Genomic DNA, 21,055 nt, shown 5'->3' on the forward strand with positions numbered 1-21,055 from the left:
GCATGTTGTAGCAGGCAGGCTTCGGCGCCGCGTCCACCCCCCGGGTGGAATGGCGGGTGGAATCGTCGTCGGGGCCAGGTGGAGGTCAGCCCAGCAGTTGCAGTTCGTGCGCCGAACACAGGGCGCTGTCGCGGTCGGCTACGTCGAGCTTGCGGAACAGGTTGTTGATGTGGGTCTTGACCGTGCTCAGGCTGATGAACATAGCCTCGGCGATCTGCCCGTTGTTCTGCCCGCGGGCCATGCGCTGCAGCACTTCCAGCTCACGGCGCGAGAGCGGCACGATCAGCGCGCTTGCGGCGTGCTCCTTGCTGGCCAGCAGGGGCCGGAACAGAGCATTGAGCTGCTCGCGCGAAGGCGTCGGGGCCTTCAGGCCCAGGCGCTCGCGCACGCTCGGTAGCAGCAGTTGACGCAGGGCCTCGAGGCACGCATCGCCCTCGTACTGCAGCAGTTGCCCGAAGCCGTGCGCGCAAGCAAGTTGCAGCGCCTGGTCGAGGCTGCGCAGGGCGTGGTCATGGTCATGCTGCAGCGCGGCATCCAGCAACAGCGCGTCGAGCAGCAGGCGGCGGTTGCCTTGCGCCTGGGCCTGGGCTTGCAGGTTTTGCTGGATCTGCCGGGCCTTGTCGCGCTGGCCAAGGTGGCGTTGCATCCAGGCATAGGCGAGCCACTCTTCGGGCAACCGTTGTTCGCCATACTGGCGTCGGCACCAGTGCCACTGATCGAGCCAGTCGGGCAGGTAGTCCTGGTCGTTGTCGCGCAGGGCCAGGCGCGCCAGCCAAGCCCCGGCCGTGCGGTAGAGGGTGAACAGGCGGTACTGCCGGGTCAGCCGGCGCACCTCGGTCCAGCGTGCCTTGGCCTGGGCTGTTTCACCCAACGCCCAGTGCAGGCATGCCTGGTGGTGGAACACCCAGGGCAGCGCGGCGCTGTGGGGGAAGCCCAGGGCCAGCACTTCGGCCTGGGCCAGCGCCTGGCGCGCCTGGGCCAGCCGGTTGCCCTGCAGCAGCGCGAGACCCTGGCCCAGGTGGCGGAACAGTTCATAGAAACGCCCCGAGCTGCCGGTGTCGGGCTGGTCGGCCATGCCTTGCAGGCGTGCCCAGGCCGCGTCGCTTGCGCCCTGGGCCAATTCGATCTGGGCCAGCAGCAGTTGCAGCAGGTTGGTGTAGCCATTCAGGCCGAAGCCCTGCAGTTCGCACAGGGCGCGGCTGCCTTCGGCGTGGGCCTGTTGCAACTGGCCGAGCGCGGCCAGGCAGTTGGCGCGGTCGAAATACAGTACCGAGCGCGCCGCGTTGTGCTGGGGAAACCCTTGCAGTGCCCGCGCCGTCAGGGTCAGGGCGTGCTCCAGGTTGCCGCCCAGGTAGGCCAGGCGGCTGCGCAGGAACATCACCGTCTGCTGCACCCGCTCGGGGTTGCGCGGCACCCCCTGGCGGCGCTGCAGAGCATAGAGCTGGTGCAGGCATTGGCAGGCCTGGGCGATATCGTTAGTGACCATCACGGTGGAGGCTTCGGTCACCGCCAGGGTGAAGCTGTCGTTGCCGCCGTGGCCGGCGACCTCGTCGAGCACATCGACCAGGGTGTTGACCTTGCCCTCGCGCAGCAGCTCGAAACCATGCCGGTCGACGATGCTCAGCACCGCGTCCAGGTCGCGGGCGCGACCGAACTGGTAGATCGCCTCGGTGAAGCGGCGTTGGGCCAGCAGCCAGTGGGCCGCCTGGCGATGCAATTGGCGCAGCTGCTGGGGGGCGCGCTGCTCCAGACGCTGGTAGAGGCCGTTGCGCAGGGCCGGGTGGTAGCGGTACTCGGCGTGGCTGCCCTGGGGCACCTCGATGATCAGGTCCAGGCGTTGCAGCTGGCGCAGCGCGGCAGGGACATCGGCGTTGACGGCCAGCTCGCTGGCAAGGCCGGCATCGAACACCTGGGCCACGGCGGTGTGTTCGAGGAACGTGCGCAATGGCAAGGGCAGCTGCTGCAGGCGTTCTTCTTCGAGAAACTGCCGGGCATGGGCATAGGCCTGGCGGGTAATCGGACGCAGGTCGGCGGGCGCCTCGCCGGTGCTGTGCAGCGCCTTGCGGTAAGCCTCAAGTCAGAACAGCACGCCACTGGGCCAGCCTTCGCTGCCAGCGCGCAGTTGATAGAGGGCATCGCTGCCCAGGTTGACCTCACGGGCGCGCGCCAGCTGGTGCGTTTCTTCGCTGTCCAGGGCCAGGTCGCGGGCGCCCAGCACGCTAAGCCGGCCATCGCGGCGCAGGTGGGCCAGGGGCAGGGCGGGTGGGCCTTCGCTGGCGGCGACCAGGCGCAGCCCAGGCGGCGGGTAGTGTAACAGCGTGTCCAGGTACTGCCAGGCGGATGCGGCGGTGAGCAGGTGCAAGTCGTCGAGCAGCAGCGTCAACGGGTGTTGCCGGGCTTCCAGGTCGGCCAGGATCAGGCTCCACAGTTGCTCGGCAGAGAGCGTGTCGCGTTGCTCGGCGGGCAATTGCAACGCCGCGTGCAGGTGCAGCAGCAGTGCCAGTGGCTGGTTCTCGGCGCGGGTCAGGCGTAGCCAGGCCCAGGGCGTGGACAACTGGCGGGCGAACTGGCCGAGCAAAGTGCTCTTGCCATATCCCAACGGTGCTTGCAGGAGCACCACGCCGCCCTCGTCCAGGGCTGCGGCCAGTTGTTCAAGCAGCCGCGCACGCACCAGACCCTTCGCCGGCTCGGCAGGCGGGCGCAACTGGTTCGGTTTGAGCGCAGGAGGATGCATGGCGGGCAGGTTCCATCGGTTCGGCCAGACATCCTAGCCGAGCCCGCCACCCGCGCGGGCAAATTTTGCAGAGGGAGCGTGCCGCTGTCGGTAAGCGGCGTGGCCCAGGCCCAAGCGTTGAGCCAGGTGCTGGCACCGGTGCACTTCGACCGCGCTGTATGCTCGGGCTACCCGCGTACCCGGCAGACCCTCGACCAGTTGCTGAGCGGCCGCGCCCTGGCAGTGGAGGAGCGCGCCGCGCTGCGCGAGATCCGCGCCGGCCGCCTGCGGGAAATCCCCCGCGAATGCCTGCACCGCGAGGTGGCCCAGGCCTATCAGCTTGCCGACCGCCCCGAGGCGACCTTCTTGCGCGGCGAGTCGTGGCTGGCGTTCCAGCAACGCGTACTGGGCAGCTTCCAGCAATTGCTCGAAGAACCGGACTGGAACGCGCTGCTGCTGGTCAGCCACGACGCGGTCAACCGCATTCTCCTGGCCTGGGCCTGCGGCGCCGGGCTCGGCGCCCTGGCGGCCTTCGAGCAGGCCCCGGCCTGCCTGAACATCGTCGACATCGATATGGCCGGCCCGCAAGTGCTGCGCGCCTACATCCGCACCCTCAACTACTCAGCGTACGACCCAGGCAAGACAACCATCGACCAGACCGTCATGGCGCAGGTGCATGCCTCCATCGACCCACGCCGCCTGCACGCCTGAGCGGATTACTGAGCCAGTGCCAGCGGCACCCCGGCGGGCAAACCGGGGTGCTGTCATGAACTGAAAAACCGTTGTCGTCCGATGATAAGCGGCCCCTTGCACAACGGCCTACATTGCCCTTCTACACGAAAGTCTCTGTACAGCTACGCCCGATAGCCTGCACGCAATAACAACAAAAAACCCAGATATCCGAGGAGGCAGCATGGCCACCTATCACGCCAGTGCGGCACAACCTGGCACTGATACTTCGCTCGGCATTCCACGGCGCTACGCCTGGATCGTCTTCGCCCTGACATTCGGCCTGTTGATTTCCGACTACATGTCACGCCAGGTGCTCAACGCCGTGTTCCCGCTGCTGAAACAGGAGTGGCTGCTCAGCGACAGCCAGCTCGGCCTGCTCAGCGGCATCGTCGCGCTGATGGTCGGCCTGCTGACCTTCCCGCTGTCACTGCTCGCCGACCGCATCGGCCGGATCAAGAGCCTGACCGCCATGGCCGTGATATGGAGCCTGGCGACCCTGGGCTGCGGCCTGGCGGACAACTACCAGGAAATGTTCATCGCACGCTTCATGGTCGGCGTCGGCGAGGCGGCCTACGGCAGCGTCGGCATCGCCGTGGTGGTGGCGGTGTTCCCGCGCGAAATGCGCGCCACGCTGGCCGGCTCGTTCATGGCCGGAGGCATGTTCGGCTCGGTACTGGGCATGGCCCTGGGTGGGGTGATGGCCCAGCACCTGGGCTGGCGCTGGGCGTTCGCCGGCATGGCCTTGTTCGGCCTGGTGCTGGCGCTACTTTACCCGCTGATCGTGCGCGAAGCGCGCATTGCGCCCAACGGCGTTGAGGCCAAGCCCGACAAGGCGGCGCTCAAGGCCCTGCGCCCTCTGCGTACCCTGTATTCAAGCCGCTCGGTGATCTGCGCCTATGTCGGCAGCGGCCTGCAGCTGTTCGTCGGCGGCACGGTGATCGTCTGGTTCCCCAGTTACCTGAACCGCTACTACGCCATGGGCACTGAGCGTGCCGGTGCCGTGGCAGCGATCATCGTGCTGTGCAGCGGCATCGGCATCGTCCTGTGCGGCATGCTCTGCGACCGCATGGGGCGCCACTGCCCGGACCGCAAGATCAGCCTCGCCATCGCCTACTGCCTGGGCAGTTGCCTGCTGCTGTCGATGGCGTTTGCCATACCGCCAGGGGTGGCGCAGCTGGTGCTGATCTGCCTGGGCATGATGATTGCCGCCGGCACCAATGGCCCGTCCAGTGCCATGGTCGCCAACCTGACCCACTACTCGGTGCACGGCACCGCGTTCGCCACTCTGACCTTGAGCAACAACCTGTTGGGGCTGGCCACCGGCCCGCTGATCACCGGCAAGGTGTCCGACCTGATCGGCCTGCAGTCGGCCTTCCAGCTGGTGCCGTTGATCAGCATCGGCGCTGCTGCGGTGTTCTTCTACGCCAAGCGTTACTACCACCTTGACATGGCGCGCCTGCAGCCCGGTGAAACCGCGCAAGCGCCCGTGCAGCACACCCTGGAGGCCCGCCCGTGAAGCGTTCGTTGTCGATTGATGTGTACTTCGATTTCATCTGCCCTTGGTGCCTGATCGGCCGCCGGCAGTTGCAAGCTGCGTTGGCGCAGTTCAAGGCGGCGCAGCCGGAGGTCGAGGTCAACCTGGCCTGGCAGGGCGTGCAGCTGCTGCCGGAGCTGCCGTTCGACGGCCAGCCGTTCGCCGAGTTCTACCGCAGGCGCCTGGGCAGCGACCAGGCCGTGCGCCAGCGCCAGGCCCAGGTGCGCGAAGCCGCCAGCGCCGTGGGTGAGCAGATCGACTTCAGCCGCATCCAGCGCATGCCCAACACGGCCGACGCCCATCGCTTGTTGTTGCATGCCAGCGAACTGGGCAGCGAAGCGCAGGTCGAGGCGCTGCTGGAGCGGCTGCTGGCCGCGTACTTCAAGCACGGCGAAGACCTGGGTGATCGCGCCACGCTGCTACGCATCGCCGATCAGTGCGGCTTTGCTGCACATAGCCTGGCGGGCAGTTTGCGCGGGGATGGCCTGCCATTCGTCAGTGCCAGCGCCGACATTGCCAGCCGCGGCGTGCCTTGCTTCGTCTTCGACGATCGCCTGCAGGTGGTCGGTGCGCAACCGGCCGAGGCATTGCTCGAAGCCATGCACGCGGCGGTTTCGCGCATGGCGCAGGTGAGGGCATGAGCACGCTGGCACTTGCCCAGGTCAACCACCGCGTGCGCGAACTCGCGCCCGGGCTGATCGTCAGCCTGATCGCGGCAGGTGCGGCAAGCTTCCTGGCCGAGCATTACGGCGCACCGGTGATGCTGTTCGCCCTGCTGCTGGGGCTGGCACTGAACTTCCTCAGCGCAGACGGCACGTGCAAGGCCGGCATCGAGTTCACCGCGCGCACCGTGCTGCGCCTGGGCGTGGCCTTGCTGGGCATGCGTATCACCCTTGAGCAGATGGCCGGCCTGGGCTGGAAAGCCGTGGCGCTGGTGGTGATCCTGGTGGTGGTGACCATCAGTGTGTCGATGGTTGCGGCCAAGGCCTTGGGCTTCCAACGCCTGTTCGGCATGCTCACCGGCGGCGCCACGGCGATCTGCGGCGCCTCGGCGGCACTGGCGCTGGCCGCAGCATTGCCCAGCCACCCGCAGAAGGAACGCGCCACGCTGTTCACCGTGATCGGGGTGTCGGCGCTGTCGACCCTGGCGATGATCCTCTACCCGATGATCGCCAATGCTCTGGGCCTGTCGCCGCAAGCGGCCGGGGTGTTCCTTGGCGCCACCATCCATGATGTGGCACAAGTGGTGGGGGCGGGCTACAGCATGTCCACCGAAACCGGCGACACCGCCACGGTGGTCAAGCTCATGCGTGTGGCCATGCTGGTCCCGGTGATCGTCGTCGCGGCCATGATCGGCCGTCGCCAGGGCATCGACAGCAGCGGCAAGCGCCCGCCGTTGTTGCCGTGGTTCGCGGTCGGCTTCCTGGTCCTGGCCTGTGTCAACAGCACCGGCTGGGTGCCGCTGGTGGTGCAGGGCAGCATCAACGAACTGTCGCGCTGGTGCCTGGTGGTGTCGATTGCCGCCCTCGGCATGAAGACCCAGCTCAAGGAACTGGCCGCCGTGGGCATCAAGCCGATCCTGCTGATGGTGGGCGAAACGGTGTTCCTGGTGCTGCTGGTGCTAGGGTTGCTGCGCGTCGGCCTGTAACCCGCAGGCCCAGGGCCGTCAGCGGGCGCTGACGGCAGCCTGGGCAGCGCTGCGACTGCGTTTCGGTTGCGTCTGCGGTTCATGCTGCGCGCGCCAGGCCGCTGGTGGTTGGCCGAACTGGCTGATGAACCAGCGGGTGAACGAGCTGTGCATGGAATAGCCGAGCATGTCGGCGATGCGCCCCAGCGAATAGCCGGGGCTTGCCAGGTAGCGCACCACCAGGTCGCGGCGCACGCCGTTGACCAGCTCGCTGAAGGTCGCACCTTCTTCTTCCAGGCGCCGCTGCAAGGTGCGCACGTTCATGCCCTGGGTCTGGGCGATGTGTTCGATGGTGGCGCGGCCCATGGGCATCAGCAGGAAGATCGCCTTGCGCACTTCCAGCATCAGCGACGGCAGGTTCTCATCCTGCAGCACCCCCACATAACGCTGCGCCAGGCGCGCCATGCCGGCATTCGCCTGAGGGTTGGTGGTGTCGAGGTCGGACGCCGAACACACGATGCCGTTGAAGTCGCTGTTGAACTCCAGCTTGCAACCGAAGATGCGCCGGTGCGTGGACAGGTCGGCGGGGGCGGCGTGGGTGAAGTTGGCGCTGATCGGGTGCCAGTGCGGCCCCAACAGCACCGAGCAGAAGCGGTGCATCACGCCGATGGCCATCTCGATGGCCTGGCGGCTGTGCATCGGCTGGTCGGTGATGACCTCCTCGCGGATGATCACGGTCTTGCCGATTTCCTCGATGTGAATGGCCAGCGCGTTGTTGAGCACGTGGCGGTACTGCACGATCACCTGCAGGGCATCGCGCAGCGAGTGCTGATGGTTGATCAGCAGGCTGACCTCGCCGAAGTCCGACAACTGGCGCAGCTCGGCCATCCGCAGGCCGAAGGCTTCACAGCCGCTCAGCCGCGCCGACTCCTCCAGCACGTTGATGGCAGCGGCTACGGGGATGCGTTGGTCAGGGGTTTCCAGCAGCGAGGCACTGAGGCCGGCCTGGGCCAGCAAGCCATGGCCGTTGAGGCCCAGATGGCGTGAAACTTCGAGGTAATTGGTCAAGGTTGCAGCACGGGCGAGCACGGTCATTTTATTGTTTTCCACGTGATCTTGATGAGCTCCCGCTGCGCTGGCGGGAAGCTTCTTATAGCGGTTGTGTCGTCAGATGAAAAGCCATTTCCGAGCGGCGGAGCCTGCTGCTGCGCGCCACGGTTTTCGTGTCATCAACTGAAAAGTGCGTGACGCGCAATGTAAAGCGCCTGGCAGGGCGACTCTTTACTCTGGCCCCAAGCAGTCGGCAATTGACCGAGCTGACCAGAGCAAGGGCCCTGACGTGGAAAAACTGCAAACCACCGCAACCGTGCTGATCGTGCCCGGCTTACGCGACCATGTAGCCGAACATTGGCAAACCCTGTTGCAAGCGCGCCTGGGCAAGGTGCGCTCGGTACCCCCGCTGGAAACCGACAAGCTCAGCTGCAGCGCCCGGGTCGAAGCGATCGAGCGTGAACTGGCCAGCATCGAAGGCCCGGTGATCCTGGTGGCGCACAGCGCCGGTGTGCTGATGGTGGCGCACTGGGCCGCCCGTTACCAACGCCCGATCCAGGGCGCCTTGCTGGCCGCGCCACCGGACCTGGAAACCGAATGGCCGGCCAGTTACCCCACCCCCGACAGCCTGCGCGCCAATGGCTGGGCGCCGCTGCCGAGTGGCCGTCTGCCATTCCCGAGCATCGTGGCCGCCAGCAGCAACGACCATCTGGCGAGCTTCGAAGCGGTCGCTCGCATGGCCGACGAGTGGGGCGGCGAACTGCTCGAACTCGGCGCCGTCGGCCACCTCAACCCTGCCTCGGGCTTTGGCCCATGGCCCCAAGCCGAGGCGCTGATCCGTCAACTCGATCGCTGAACCTCAAGGCAGGCCAGCGCCCGATCGCTGCTGGCACCTTGCACATTCCAAGCAGAGACATCGCATGAACAACAATAAGAACGTTCTCTTCTGCCTTCACCGCCACAAACTGATGGCCACCCTGTTGCTGGTTGCCGGCGCGCCGGCTGCCCAGGCATTCCAGCTTGATCTCGCCGACCCAGACTGGAGCGTGCGCTTCGACAACACTGCCAAGCTCAGCTATGGCCAGCGGGTCGAAGGCGAAAATGCGAAGATCGCACGTACCTCCAACCTCAACGACGGTGACAAGAACTTCAGCGTCGGCAGCGCGGTGACCCAGCGTCTCGACCTGCTGACCGAGCTGGATGTGGTGTACCAGGGCAACATGGGCATGCGCGTGAGTGCCGCCAGCTGGTACGACCACGCCTATGACGACGTGGGTTCCAACTCCAACCCGTTCCCGGGCCAGGCCGGCAATGCCGGCAACTTGGTACTGGCGCGCCCGGCCGGTGCACTGCCAGCGGGTACCGTGCTGCAGGGTGGCCCCGCCAGGCATCATGGCCTGAGCAATTATTCCGACCGTTACTACAACGGCCCGTCTGGCGAATTCCTCGATGCCTTCGTGTTCTACAACACCGAAGTCGGCGACGAATCGATGTTGAGCGGCAAGCTCGGCTGGCACTCGGTGTACTGGGGCGAGACGTTGTTCAACGCCGCTAACGGCATCAACTATGGCCAGTCGGCCCTGGACCTGGCCAAGCTGTACAACGTGCCCGGTACCGAAACCAAAGAGCTGTTCCTGCCGCGCAAGCAGCTGTCGCTGAGCTACACGGTCAACCCCGAGCTGACCCTCGCGGCGCAGTACTTCCTTGAATTCGACAACTCGCGCCTGCCTGAAGGGGGCACCTATATGGGTGCCTACGACATGCTGGGCGACGGCGCCGACATCTTCTGGCTGCCAGTGCCCAACGCGGTCGGCGGTGCCGGTGCCTTCTATGGTGCCCCCCGCGGGCATGACATCCGCCCGCGCAACTCGGGCGACTTCGGCGTGATGGCCAAGTGGAGCCCGGAATGGCTCGACGGCACTCTGGGCTTCTACTACCGCAACACCTCCGACCCGACCCCGGCAGTGCTGATCAACGCCCCCAACCTGCACAAGGGCAGCCTGGAAGGCACCAGCTACATGACCGCCTACGCCGACGACATCGATATCTACGGCATCAGCCTGGCCAAGAACATCGGCCCGGTCAGCGTCGGGCTGGACGTCAACTACCGCGAGAATATGCCGCTGATCAGCAACTTCACCACCATCAACGGGCCGCTGTACGACGCCCTGGCCGGCACCGCTGGTGGTACCAACCTGATCGGTGAAGTGCCAGGCCATGGTGAAACCGGGCTGGCCCGCGGCAAGACCTTCCACGTGGTACTCAACGGCTTGGTGTCGTTCGGCGCCACGCCACTGTGGAACGCCTCGTCGCTGGCCGTGGAGGGCGCCATGACCCACCTGGTCAGTGTCGACAAGGGCGAGCAGACCTTCAAGGGCGACTCCAGCTACGAAGGCGTCGACAAGGTCACCACCAACGCCTACACCCTGGCGGTCAATTTCACCCCGACCTGGTTCCAGGCGCTGCCGGGGGTCGATATCACCTTGCCGCTGTCCTACAACGTCGGCCTCAAGGGCAACTCGGCGGTGCAGTTGGGCGGTAACGAAGACTCCGGCAGCTACTCGATCGGCATCGCCGCCGACGTCTACCAGAAGTACAAGTTCGACCTGAAGTACGTCGACTCCTTCGGCAAGTTCGATACCTGCGCAACCGGTACCGACAACAACACCCCGGGCACCAACGGGCGCTACCAGTGCATCCCCGGGCAGATCACTTCGCAGGCCGGCCTGGCGCCGCTGCTGAAGGATCGCGGCATGGTCACCGCCTCGTTCAAGACCACCTTCTGAAGCTCCCTGAACAAAAACACGTCATACAAAAACAAGCGGAGAAACGCGATGAAGTATCTCAACAGCCTGCTGTCGGCCTCGCTTGCGGTCGTGATTGCCGGTAATGCCCATGCCGCCGCCCCGGCGCAGGACGTCGCCCGCTTGGGCAAGGACCTGACCCTGGTCGGTGCCGAAAAGGCGGCCAGCGCCGACGGCTCGATCCCGGCCTACCAGGGCGGCCTGAATACGCCGCCTGCCGGGTTCAAGCAGGGCGATACCCTGCGCCCGGACCCATACGCAGCGGAGAAGCCGCTGCTGGTGATCGATGGTAAGAACGTCGACCAGTACAAGGATGCGCTGACCGCGACCACCGTGGAACTGGCCAAGCGCTTCCCGACCTTCCGCATCGACGTGTACCCGAGCCACCGCACGGCGGCGTTGCCCCAGGCGCTGCTCGACAACACCCTGAAGAATGCCGCCAATGCCAAGTCCCTGCAGGACGGCATGGCCATCGAGAATGTGCTGCCGGGCGTACCGTTCCCGATCCCGCAGTCGGGGGCCGAGGTGATGTGGAACCACCTGCTTCGCTACCAGGGTGTGGCGCAGAAGGCCAAGTACGATTCGTGGAACGTCGACTCCGCCGGCGTCGCGGCCCTGGCCACCACAGGCCTTGCGTACAACGCCTACCCGATCTACGAAGACCTGAACAAGGTCATCGAGCCCAAGGACATCTACTTCCAGACCAAGCTGTACTTCGAAGGCCCGGCGCGCCGTGCCGGTGAGTCGATGATGCTCAAGGACGCCGCCAACCCGCTGGTGCAGGAACGCCGCGCCTGGCAGTACCTGCCGGGGCAGCGCCGGGTCAAGCTGGCGCCGAACCTGGCCTACGACACGCCAAACCCTGGCACCGCAGGCTCGGGCACGTTCGACGACATTTATGTGTTCAACGGTGCGCTGGACCGCTATGACTGGCACCTGGTCGGCAAGAAGGACATGTACGTGCCGTACAACACCTACAAGCTGACCTACATCCACGACCCGAAAACCCTGACCACGCCCAACCATCTGGCGCCCGACCAGGTGCGCTGGGAGAAGCACCGCGTGTGGGTGGTGGAGGGCACCCTCAAGGGCAATGCCCGGCACATCTATGCCAAGCGCCGCTTCTACCTCGACGAGGACAGCTGGGTGGCCCTGGCCTCCGACCAGTACGACGCGCGTGGCCAGCTGTACCGCGGCTCGTTCGCCTTCTTCACCCAGAGCTACGACGTGCAGACGCCCAACAGCAACCCGCACGTGGTCTACGACTTGGTCGGCAGCACCTACAACGTCAATGGCCTGATCGGCCCGCACGGCGGTATCGAGTACATCGCCCCTCTGTCCAAGGCGCAGTGGTCGCCGGAAGCCCTGGCCGGCGCCGGTATTCGCTGACCCCGACGATCCGTCTGACGGTGGCCCAGGCGTGGCCGCCGTCAGGTCTTGCAGAGGATGTGGCATGGCTTCTTTGAACAAGTATGCGCCTTGGGCGCTGGCAATCACGCTCGCCCTGGGCGGCCCCTGCGGTGTGGCCCGGGCGGCCTATGTCGATGTGCTCGACTTGCCGGCCAGGCCCAGCGCGCTGGCCGTGCATAGCGCCCTGCGCGACGTGGCGTGGGCCGGCGAACGGCTGGTGGCGGTGGGCGCTCGTGGCCATATCGTGTATTCCGACAACCAGGGCCAGGACTGGCACCAGGCCAACGTGCCGGTGAGTGCCGACCTCAATGCCCTGGCTTTCCCTACCCCCGAGGACGGCTGGGCGGTGGGCAACGATGGCGTGATCCTGCACAGCCCTGACGGCGGCGTGAACTGGGCCGTGCAGCTTGATGGCCGGCAGATCGGCGCCCTGGTAGCGGCCCATTACCAGGCCCTGGCCAAGGCCCACCCGGACGACGAGCGATGGACGCAGTTCGCCGCCGAAGGCCAGCGCCTGGAAGAAGAGGGCGCCGACAAGCCGTTCCTCGGCGTGTGCTTCGTCGACGCCAGGCACGGCTATGCGGTGGGCGTGTTCAACCTGATTCTGCGCACCGACGACGGCGGTGCAAGCTGGGTGCCGATGCAGGACCGCACCGACAACCCGCAAGGCCTGCACCTCAACGCCATCCGTGCGGTCGGCGATGACCTCTACGTGGCCGGCGAGCAAGGCTTGCTGCTTAAGTGGAACACCCAGCAGCAACGCTTCGTCGCCTTGCCCAGCCCTTACCAGGGCAGCTGGTTCGGCATTCTCGGCAAGCCCGGCGAAGTGCTCGCCTATGGCCTGCGCGGCCATCTGGCCCGCAGCCTCGACGGCGGCCAGAGCTGGACCGAGGTGGACACCGGGCTGGGCCAGAGCATTACCGCCGCCACCCTCGACAACCGCGGCGACTACTGGCTGTTCAGCCAGGCCGGGCATGTGCTGCGTAGCCACGACGGCGGGCTGAGCTTCGCCCTGCAAGCGCAGGTGCCGCTGGCCCCGGTGGCCGGTGCGTTGCAGGCCCGCGGCAACGGCACCGTGCTGGTGGGTGAGCGCGGCGTGCGCGTGCTGCCTGCCCGCCAAGACCCACAATAATTCCAAGAGAGCCCCCGTGATGGCCAACATCAAGCAAGACACCATGCCGGTGATCCGCGACCTGCGGGATTTCGATCGACGCTCCGGCAACCTGCTGGAACGCATGGTCTTCAACTATCGCCCGCTGTTCATGCTGTTCATGGTCCTGGTCACGCTGGTGCTCGGCTATGTCGCGGTCACGCGCCTGGAACTGCGCCCCAGCTTCGAGAAGATGATTCCGCAGAGCCAGCCCTACATCCAGAACTACCTGGACAACCGCAAGTCGCTGCGCGGCCTGGGCAACTCGGTGCGGGTGGTGGTGGAGAATACCCAGGGCGATATCTTCGACCCCGAATACCTGGACGTGCTGAAGAAGATCAACGACGAGCTGTTTCTCGCCCAAGGCGTCGACCGTGCCTGGATGAAGTCGCTGTGGAGCCCGGGCGTGCGCTGGACCGAGGTTACCGAGGAGGGCTTTCAGGGCGGCGCGGTGATGCCCGATGACTATCAGGGCAAGCCGGCCGACATCGAGCAGTTGCGCCAGAATATCAACCGTGCCGGCATCGTCGGCAGCCTGGTGTCGACCGATTTCAAGTCGAGCATGCTGGTGGTGCCGCTGCTCGACCACGACCTGGCCAGCGGGCGCGGCATCGACTACCGGCAGTTCTCGCAGATGCTCGAGCAGCAGTTGCGTGACAAGTACGAGTACGGCGGTGACAGCAAGGCGCGGGCGTCTGGCAAGGAAGGCGAAGGCAAGTACAAGGTGCGGGTGATCGGCTTTGCCAAGCTGATGGGCGACCTGATCGACGGCCTGATCCAGGTGATGATGTTCTTTGCCCTGGCCGTGGTCACATCGCTGGTGATCATCTTCCTGTATACCCGTTGCGTGCGCAGTACGCTGCTGGTGGTGTTCTGCTCGCTGGCGGCGGTGGTGTGGCAGCTGGGCATCGTCGGTTGGCTGGGCTATGCCATCGACCCGTACTCGATCTTGGTGCCGTTCCTGATCTTCGCCATCGGCGTGTCCCACGCGGCGCAGAAGATGAACGGCATCATGCAGGACATCGGCCGTGGCACCCACAAGCTGGTGGCGGCGCGCTACACCTTCCGCCGCCTGTTCGTGGCCGGGGTCACCGCGCTGCTGGCGGACGCCGTGGGCTTTGCCGTGCTGATGCTGATCGACATCCCGGTGATCAAGGACCTGGCGATCACCGCGAGCATCGGCGTGGCGGTGCTGATCTTCACCTCGTTGCTGTTGATTCCGGTGGCACTGTCCTACGTCGGCGTCGGCCGCAAGGCGGCTGAGCGGGCCCTGCGCATCGACCGCCGCGCCGCCGAGCACCGGGGCTTCGGCAAACTGTGGGACGCGCTCGACCGCTTCACCACGCGCAAGTGGGCCACCGGCGCAGTGCTGGTCGCCACGCTGATGGGCGTGGGCGGCTTGTGGATGAGCCTGCAACTGAAGATCGGCGACCTCGACAGCGGTGCGCCGGAGCTGCGCGCCGATTCGCGCTACAACCGCGACAACGCCTACATCACCAGCCACTATGCGCTGTCCAGCGACCTGTTCGCGGTGATGATCAAGACCCCGGCGGAAGGCTGCCTGAGCTACAAGACGCTGATTCTCGCCGACCGCCTGGCGTGGGAGCTGCAGCAGTACCCAGGGGTGCAGACCACGGTGTCGCTGGTCAACGCCGTGCGCCAGATCACCGCCGGTTCCTTCGAGGGCAACCCGAAGATGAACAGCCTGCAGCGTAACCAGGACATGCTCAACTACGCCGCCCAGCAGGCCTCGGTCAACGCCCCCGAGCTGTTCAACAACGACTGCTCGATGATGCCGGTGATCGCCTACCTCAAGGACCACAAGGCCCAGACCCTGGACGACGTGGTGGCCATCGCCGACCGCTTCGCCCGCGACAACAGCAGCCCCGACCGCCAGTTCCTGCTGGCCGCCGGCAGCGCTGGCATCGAGGCGGCGACCAATATCGTCGTGCGCGACGCCAACCGCACCATGCTGCTGTTCGTCTACCTGGCGGTCACGCTGTTCTGCCTGGTGACCTTCCGCAGCTGGCGCGCGACCCTGGTGGCGCTGCTGCCACTGGTGCTGACCTCGGTGCTGTGCGAGGCGTTGATGGTGGCGATGGGCATTGGCGTGAAAGTGGCCACCTTGCCGGTCATCGCCCTGGGCGTCGGCATTGGCGTGGACTACGCGCTGTACCTGCTCAGCGTGCAGCTGCACTACCAGCGCCAGGGCCGCACCCTGGGCGAGGCTTACCAGAACGCCGTGGCCTTCACGGGCCGGGTGGTCGGCCTGGTGGGTATCACCCTGGCCGCCGGTGTGGTCGGCTGGGCCTGGTCGCCGATCAAGTTCCAGGCCGACATGGGCATCCTGCTGACCTTCATGTTCCTCTGGAACATGCTCGGGGCGCTGCTGCTGATCCCGGCGCTGTCGCACTTCCTGCTGCCCGACCAGCGCTTTGTCGCCGCCGCCCCCACGCCCTGCGAGGCCCAACCGCAACCCTGTGACGACGCCCAGGTGCCGCGCGCGCAAGCGCAGGTGCAGGCGTAGCCGGCAGGTCTACTCGTCGAATCGAAAACGGAAATCGGACACAACGTCATGGCCAAGACAAAAATAATGCCGCCGGCACCCGGCGCCGACGCCTACCCCTTGCTGATCAAGCGCCTGCTGATGTCGGGCGTACGGCAACAGCCGGACCAGGAGATCGTCTACGCCGACAAGCTGCGCTACACCTACCGCGAGCTCGACCAGCGCGTGCGGCGGCTGGCCAACGTGCTGCGCGCGGCCGGGGTACAGGCCGGCGACACCGTGGCGCTGCTGGACTGGGACAGTCACCGTTCGCTGGAATGCTTCTTCGCCGTGCCGATGCTCGGTGCGGTGCTGCACACGGTGAACATTCGCCTGTCGCCGGAACAGGTGGCCTACACCATGAACCATGCCGAGGATGACCTGGTGCTGGTGCATGACGACTTCCTGCCGCTGCTGGAGCAGATCCATGGCCAGCTGGGCACGGCCAAGAGCTACCTGCAGCTCAGCGACGACGAGGCGGTGGCTACCTCGCTGCCGGTGCTGGGCGAGTACGAGGCGCTGCTGGCGGCGGCCAGCCCCGAGGCCGAGTTCGAGGACTTCGACGAGCAGTCGGTGGCCACGCTGTTCTACACCACCGGTACCACCGGCAACCCCAAGGGCGTGTACTTCTCGCACCGCCAGCTGGTGCTGCATACCCTGAACCAGCTGGGCACGTTCGCTGCCTACGATGCCCAGCCGCTGCTGCGCTCCGGCGATGTGTACATGCCGATCACGCCGATGTTCCACGTGCACGCCTGGGGCGTGCCCTATACGGCCACGCTGCTGGGGATCAAGCAGGTGTACCCGGGACGGTACGAGGCGGACAAGCTGGTGCGCCTGTACCGCGACGAAGGGGTGACGTTCTCTCACTGCGTGCCGACCTTGCTGCAGATGATGCTCGACAGCGAGCAGGGCCGGCATACCGACTTCAGCCGCTGGAAGCTGCTGCTCGGCGGCAGTGCCCTGACCCAGGGCCTGGCGCGTCAGGCCAGCGAGCGCGGCATGCTGATCTTCAGCGGTTACGGCATGTCGGAAACCTGCCCGCTGCTGACCCTGACTCGCCTGCGCGACGAGCACCTGGCGCTACCCATGGCCGAACAGGTGGCGCAGCGGATCAAGACCGGCGCCCCGGTGGCCATGGTCGACCTGCGCATCGTCGATGCCAATGGCTGCGATGTGCCCCACGACGGCGCGTCGCTGGGCGAGATCGTGGTGCGCTCGCCATGGCTGACCCAGGGCTACCTGCACGAGCCCGGCATGGGCGCCGAACTGTGGCAGGACGGCTGGATGCACACCGGCGACATGGGCTCGATCGACCGTCACGGGGTGCTGGAGATCAAGGACCGGATCAAGGACGTGATCAAGACCGGCGGTGAGTGGATCAGCTCCTTGGCCTTGGAAAACCTGATCAGCCTGCACACGGCGGTCAATGCGGTGGCGGTGGTTGGCATTCCCGACGAGCGCTGGGGCGAGCGGCCGGTCGCACTGGTGGTCTGCATGCCTGGCGACAGCCTCGACCAGGTGGGGCTCGAAGCGCACCTGAAGCAGTTTGTCGACAGCGGCCAGATCAACAAGTGGGCGATCCCGCGGCAGGTGCACTTCGTGGCCGACATCCCCAAGACCAGCGTCGGCAAGATCAACAAGAAGCTGATCCGCGAGATGCACCTGTGAATGCAGCGCATACCGCGATTCTGCTGGAAGCACTGGCCCGGCTCTGCGCTGTGGCCGAACAGCCGTCGGTCTGCACCGACACCCTTTGACAATCACAACAAGGAACACCCGATGAACTTCCTCGATGGCCACCTGTTCACCGAAAACCAGCAGCCGCTGATCATCACCGCAGCACCCTATGCACCGTCGTGGGTACCGTCCGACTTCCCCGAAGACATTCCGGTAACCATGGCCGAGCAGATCCAGAAGGCCGTGGACTGCTACAACGCCGGTGCCACGGTGCTCCACCTGCATGTTCGCGAGCTGGATGGCAAGGGCTCCAAGCGCCTTTCCAAGTTCAACGAGCTGATCGCCGGCGTGCGCGAAGCGGTGCCGGAAATGATCATCCAGGTGGGTGGCTCGATCAGCTTCGCGCCGGAAACCGAAGGCGCTGCGGCCAAGTGGCTGAGCGACGACACCCGGCACATGCTGGCCGAGCTCGACCCCAAGCCTGATCAGGTCACGGTGACGGTCAATACCTCGCAGATGAACGTGGTCGAGCACTGGGGCTACCAGGACGTGCGCGGCACCTCGATGGAAGACCCGGCCGTCTATGAAGCCTACAAGGAAATGACCGTGCCAGCCCAGCCGGGCTGGGTCGAGGAGCACGTGCGCCGCCTCAGCGCCGCCGGCATCCAGAGCGCCTTCCAGTGCTACAACCTGAACAGCTTCGAATCGGTCGAGCGCCTGATGCGCCGCGGTATCTACAAAGGCCCGCTGGTGATGAACTGGGTGGCCATCGGCGGTGGCATGGACGTGCCGAACATCTACAGCCTGGCCAACATCCTGCGGGCCGTGCCGGACGGCGCGGTGCTCACCGTGGAAAGCTCGATGCGCAACGTGCTGCCGGTCAACATGATGGGCATCGCCACGGGCCTGCATGTGCGCTGCGGCATCGAGGACAACCTGTGGAACCAGGCGCAGACCGAGAAGATGTCCACGGTGCAGCAGATCGAGCAACTGGTGCGCATGTCGCGCGAGTTCGGCCGGCCGATCGCCACGGCCAAGGAGGCCCGCGAAATCAGCAAGATCGGCGTGTTCTACGACACCGTCGAAGAAAGCCTGGCAGCCAACGGCTTCGCGCCGAACCGCAACGGCGGCCAGCAAGGCTTCCTGCGCAAGACGGCTGAATGCGCGTAAGCCCCGCTGCATGCCCGTGCTGATTCGGGCTGGAGCCCTGTCCCACTACCTTGAGGTGTGCCAGCAGTTCGGGATAGACCCGGTGCCGCTGCTGGCCGAGGTGGGCTTGAGCACGGCCCGGCTACGACATGCCGAGCACCGCCTGTGCGGCGACGCCGCGGTGCGCCTGCTGGAAAACACCGCAGCCGCCAGCGGCTGCCAGGCCTTGGGCCTGAGCATGGCTGCGGCGCGGCAGTTTTCGGACCTGGGCGCGGTCAGCCTGCTGTTGTGCCACCAGCGCTCGCTGCGTGATGTCTTGCAGGTGATGCTGCGTTACCGGCACCTGATGAACGGGTCGGTGGCCATCGATCTGGATGAGCACGGCAGCCGGGCGATCATCCGCCAGGACGTGCTGACCCGCAGCGCAATGCCCAACCGCCAGGCCAACGAACTGGCCATGGGCGTGCTGTTTCGGCTGTGCGCCACCTTGCTCGGCAGGCATTGGCGGCCGTACGTTGTGCATTTCACCCATCCGGCGCCGGCCGACCTGCAGTTGCATCGGCGCCTGTTTACCTGCGAGCTGGTGTTTGGCAGCCACTTCAACGGCATTGTCTGCCCTGACGGCAACCTGGCGCGGGCTGCTGGCCAGGTGGACCCGGCGATGGCGGGCAATGCCCGGCGCTACCTGGTCCCGCTGCAGGAGGACGGTGGGCTGTCACTGGTCGGGGCGGTGCGCAGGGATATCCGCCAGTGGCTTCCCGCAGGCAGGGCGTCGATCGAGCATATCGCCCAGCAGCAGGGCATGAACGTGCGAACCCTGCAGCGCCGCCTGGATGACCAGGGCCAGGTATTCAGCGCGTTGATCGGTGAAGCCCGCCGCGAACTGGCCCTGCGTTACCTGGGCAATGCGAACTACCCGCTGCAACGCATCGCCGAGTTGCTGGGCTTTTGCGCACCCACTTCCTTTACCCGCTGGTTCATCGGGCAGTTCGGCATGCCGCCGACAGCCTGGCGCAAAAAAAACGGCAAGCTGCTGGCAGCGTTGCCGTAAAGCAGACCGGTGCCAATGCACCGGTTGTGCGACCCATCAGTAAGGCGTGTCGCCAACGATGCCGGCGCGGTTCATCTTGCGGTGGCAGGGCGGGTAATCCATGACCGCGTAGTGCTGGGTGCTGCGGTTGTCCCAGATGGCAATGCTGTTGGGCTTCCAGCGCCAGCGCACCTGGTACTCCGGGATCGTCGCCTGGCTGATCAGGTAGCGCAGCAGCTCGCCGGCACCCGGGCTGAAGTCCTGGCCGAAGCGTACCCGTTCGGGCGTGTGGTAGTTGCTGAAGTGGGTGGCGAAGCTGTTGACGAACAGCACTTTCTCGCCGGTTTCCGGGTGCGTGCGCACCACGGGGTGTTCGGCATCTGGGTACCGTTCCTTGAGGGCCAGGCGCTTTTCGATCGGCATGGCGGCGCCAAAGCTGGCCTCGATGCTGTGGCGGGCGCGCAGGCCTTCGATCCTGGCCTTGACGTCCGCCGGCAGGCGATCGTAGGCCACCACCATGTTCGCCCACACGGTGTCGCCGCCCACGGGTGGGCACTCAAGGCAGCGCAGCACCGCGCCCATGGACGGGTTCTCGCGCCAGGTGGTGTCGGTGTGCCAGGCGTTCTCGTAGCGGTCTGGCGGGTTTTCTGGTGACTTGTGGATCTGCACCAGGCCAGGGTGGTCCGGGTGGCTGCCGACCACCGGGTGGTCTTCCAGTTCGCCGAAGCGCCGGGCGAACGCCACATGCTCGGCGTGGCTGATGTCCTGGTTGCGCAGGAACAGCACCCGGTGCCTGAGCAGTTGTTGGCGAACCTCGGCGAATAGCCCATCGTCATGGATGACGTCGGCCAGGTTCAGGCCTACCAGTTCCGCACCGATGGTGCAGGTCAGTTGTTCCACTTGCATGATGTGCCTGCTCTCAGAGTCTGCATTGTTGTTGTAAGCGTTGGGTCACGCTGGAACAGACTGTAGGCCGCAGGTGCCGCGTGCTGCTTCACATCAGGTGACAGTCAGCTGTCTTTTCGTGACAACGGGCCGGGCATTGCCTATTGATAAAACCGATAGGTGCTATGTCGCGAGTATCAGTTCCATCAAAGAAAATGTCAGCCACGACGTAACCACATGATGGAATCTGTTATGAAAAAGGTCTCTTTCACCGAACGCATGGTCCATGCCGTCGGCTACGAAATCTTCGCCGTGCTGCTGTGCGCGCCCTTGCTCTCGTGGATCATGGGCAAGTCGCTGGCCACGGCTGGTACCCTGGCGGTCACCCTGTCGGTGATCGCGATGATCTGGAACATGGTCTACAACGCACTGGTCGACCGTTTCGTGGCGACGCCGCGCATCCAGTGGAAAGCGCTGGCGCGCTTCGTTCATGGTCTGGGCTTCGAGGCGGGGCTGGTGGTCTGGTGCCTGCCGGTGGCGGCATGGATGCTGGAGATCTCGCTGCTGCAGGCGTTCATGGTCGAGCTGGGCTTCTTCGTGATCATCCTGCCTTACACCGTGCTGTACAACTGGGCGTTCGACCGCGCCCGGCACTTCATCCTGCAGCGCCGGGCCGTGGCCTGAGGCCATGGGCCTGAACACCAGTGACACTTCGATTCGGTTGCCAATGCAGACACCGATCAGTC

At 65.7% G+C, this 21,055-nt stretch carries 17 protein-coding genes; 13 read left to right on the forward strand and 4 right to left on the reverse strand.

The features are described 5' to 3' along the window. Positions 1-85: 85 nt before the first annotated feature. Together ACOKS3_RS12355 and ACOKS3_RS12360 are read right to left on the reverse strand one after the other, a co-directional pair. Positions 86-1,951, reverse strand: coding sequence for a LuxR C-terminal-related transcriptional regulator (locus ACOKS3_RS12355; protein ID WP_422763091.1), 1,866 nt, complete (start codon positions 1,949-1,951; stop codon positions 86-88). A 126-nt stretch (positions 1,952-2,077) separates the two neighbouring features. Further along, positions 2,078-2,734, reverse strand: a complete 657-nt coding sequence (locus ACOKS3_RS12360; protein ID WP_422763092.1) for an AAA family ATPase — start codon at positions 2,732-2,734, stop codon at positions 2,078-2,080. A gap of 78 nt (positions 2,735-2,812) precedes the next feature. Here ACOKS3_RS12360 and ACOKS3_RS12365 point away from each other — a divergent pair, with 78 nt between their 5' ends. From ACOKS3_RS12365 to ACOKS3_RS12380, 4 genes are all read left to right on the forward strand, one after another. Continuing rightward, a complete protein-coding gene (locus ACOKS3_RS12365) occupies positions 2,813-3,424 on the forward strand; it encodes a histidine phosphatase family protein (RefSeq protein WP_422763093.1) in 612 nt (203 codons plus the stop codon). Between the two features lie 202 nt (positions 3,425-3,626). Further along, positions 3,627-4,961, forward strand: coding sequence for an MFS transporter (locus tag ACOKS3_RS12370; protein WP_103446986.1), 1,335 nt, complete (start codon positions 3,627-3,629; stop codon positions 4,959-4,961). Continuing rightward, positions 4,958-5,620 carry a DsbA family oxidoreductase gene (locus tag ACOKS3_RS12375; protein WP_422763094.1) on the forward strand — a complete coding sequence of 221 codons (663 nt, stop codon included), beginning with the start codon at positions 4,958-4,960 and terminating at the stop codon, positions 5,618-5,620. Before ACOKS3_RS12370 ends, ACOKS3_RS12375 begins: the two co-directional genes overlap by 4 nt. Continuing rightward, complete coding sequence (locus tag ACOKS3_RS12380) at positions 5,617-6,627, forward strand: YeiH family protein (RefSeq protein ID WP_422763095.1); 1,011 nt, start codon at positions 5,617-5,619, stop codon at positions 6,625-6,627. The genes ACOKS3_RS12375 and ACOKS3_RS12380 overlap by 4 nt, the downstream gene beginning before the upstream one ends. Before the next feature lie 18 nt (positions 6,628-6,645). Here ACOKS3_RS12380 and ACOKS3_RS12385 read toward each other — a convergent pair whose 3' ends face one another. After that, positions 6,646-7,701 (reverse strand): AraC family transcriptional regulator, encoded by a 1,056-nt coding sequence (locus ACOKS3_RS12385; RefSeq protein ID WP_103446989.1) that lies wholly within the window; start codon positions 7,699-7,701, stop codon positions 6,646-6,648. Positions 7,702-7,945: 244 nt separating this feature from the next. Between ACOKS3_RS12385 and ACOKS3_RS12390 the strand changes: the two genes are divergently transcribed. The 8 genes from ACOKS3_RS12390 to ACOKS3_RS12425 all read left to right on the forward strand — a co-directional run bounded on the left by ACOKS3_RS12390 (position 7,946) and on the right by ACOKS3_RS12425 (position 19,445). After that, on the forward strand, positions 7,946-8,512 hold the full coding sequence (locus ACOKS3_RS12390) for an RBBP9/YdeN family alpha/beta hydrolase (RefSeq protein WP_103446990.1): 567 nt from the start codon (positions 7,946-7,948) through the stop codon (positions 8,510-8,512). 64 nt (positions 8,513-8,576) lie between these two features. Continuing rightward, positions 8,577-10,442: a DUF1302 domain-containing protein gene (locus ACOKS3_RS12395; RefSeq protein ID WP_422763096.1), complete on the forward strand. Its 1,866-nt coding sequence runs from the start codon at positions 8,577-8,579 to the stop codon at positions 10,440-10,442. Between the two features lie 48 nt (positions 10,443-10,490). After that, entirely contained in the window at positions 10,491-11,849 is a 1,359-nt protein-coding gene (locus ACOKS3_RS12400; RefSeq protein ID WP_422763097.1) for a DUF1329 domain-containing protein, read from the forward strand. A gap of 64 nt (positions 11,850-11,913) precedes the next feature. Then, positions 11,914-13,002, forward strand: coding sequence for a WD40/YVTN/BNR-like repeat-containing protein (locus ACOKS3_RS12405; protein WP_422763098.1), 1,089 nt, complete (start codon positions 11,914-11,916; stop codon positions 13,000-13,002). A 19-nt stretch (positions 13,003-13,021) separates the two neighbouring features. Beyond that, on the forward strand, positions 13,022-15,547 hold the full coding sequence (locus ACOKS3_RS12410; RefSeq protein WP_103446994.1) for an efflux RND transporter permease subunit: 2,526 nt from the start codon (positions 13,022-13,024) through the stop codon (positions 15,545-15,547). 48 nt (positions 15,548-15,595) lie between these two features. Further along, positions 15,596-17,236 carry a fatty acid--CoA ligase gene (locus tag ACOKS3_RS12415; RefSeq protein WP_422763099.1) on the forward strand — a complete coding sequence of 547 codons (1,641 nt, stop codon included), beginning with the start codon at positions 15,596-15,598 and terminating at the stop codon, positions 17,234-17,236. 111 nt (positions 17,237-17,347) lie between these two features. Continuing rightward, positions 17,348-18,415, forward strand: a complete 1,068-nt coding sequence (locus ACOKS3_RS12420; protein WP_422763100.1) for a beta-keto acid cleavage family enzyme — start codon at positions 17,348-17,350, stop codon at positions 18,413-18,415. A gap of 10 nt (positions 18,416-18,425) precedes the next feature. Continuing rightward, entirely contained in the window at positions 18,426-19,445 is a 1,020-nt protein-coding gene (locus ACOKS3_RS12425) for an AraC family transcriptional regulator (RefSeq protein WP_422763101.1), read from the forward strand. A 36-nt stretch (positions 19,446-19,481) separates the two neighbouring features. On the opposite strand, the gene ACOKS3_RS12430 is transcribed toward ACOKS3_RS12425, so the two are convergent. Further along, entirely contained in the window at positions 19,482-20,330 is an 849-nt protein-coding gene (locus tag ACOKS3_RS12430; protein ID WP_422763102.1) for a TauD/TfdA dioxygenase family protein, read from the reverse strand. A 231-nt stretch (positions 20,331-20,561) separates the two neighbouring features. Here ACOKS3_RS12430 and ACOKS3_RS12435 point away from each other — a divergent pair, with 231 nt between their 5' ends. Beyond that, entirely contained in the window at positions 20,562-20,993 is a 432-nt protein-coding gene (locus ACOKS3_RS12435; protein ID WP_103446998.1) for a multidrug/biocide efflux PACE transporter, read from the forward strand. Positions 20,994-21,055: the final 62 nt, after the last annotated feature.

The organism is Pseudomonas sp. HS6-2, from assembly GCF_049325675.2.
GTDB lineage: Bacteria > Pseudomonadota > Gammaproteobacteria > Pseudomonadales > Pseudomonadaceae > Aquipseudomonas > Aquipseudomonas putida_N.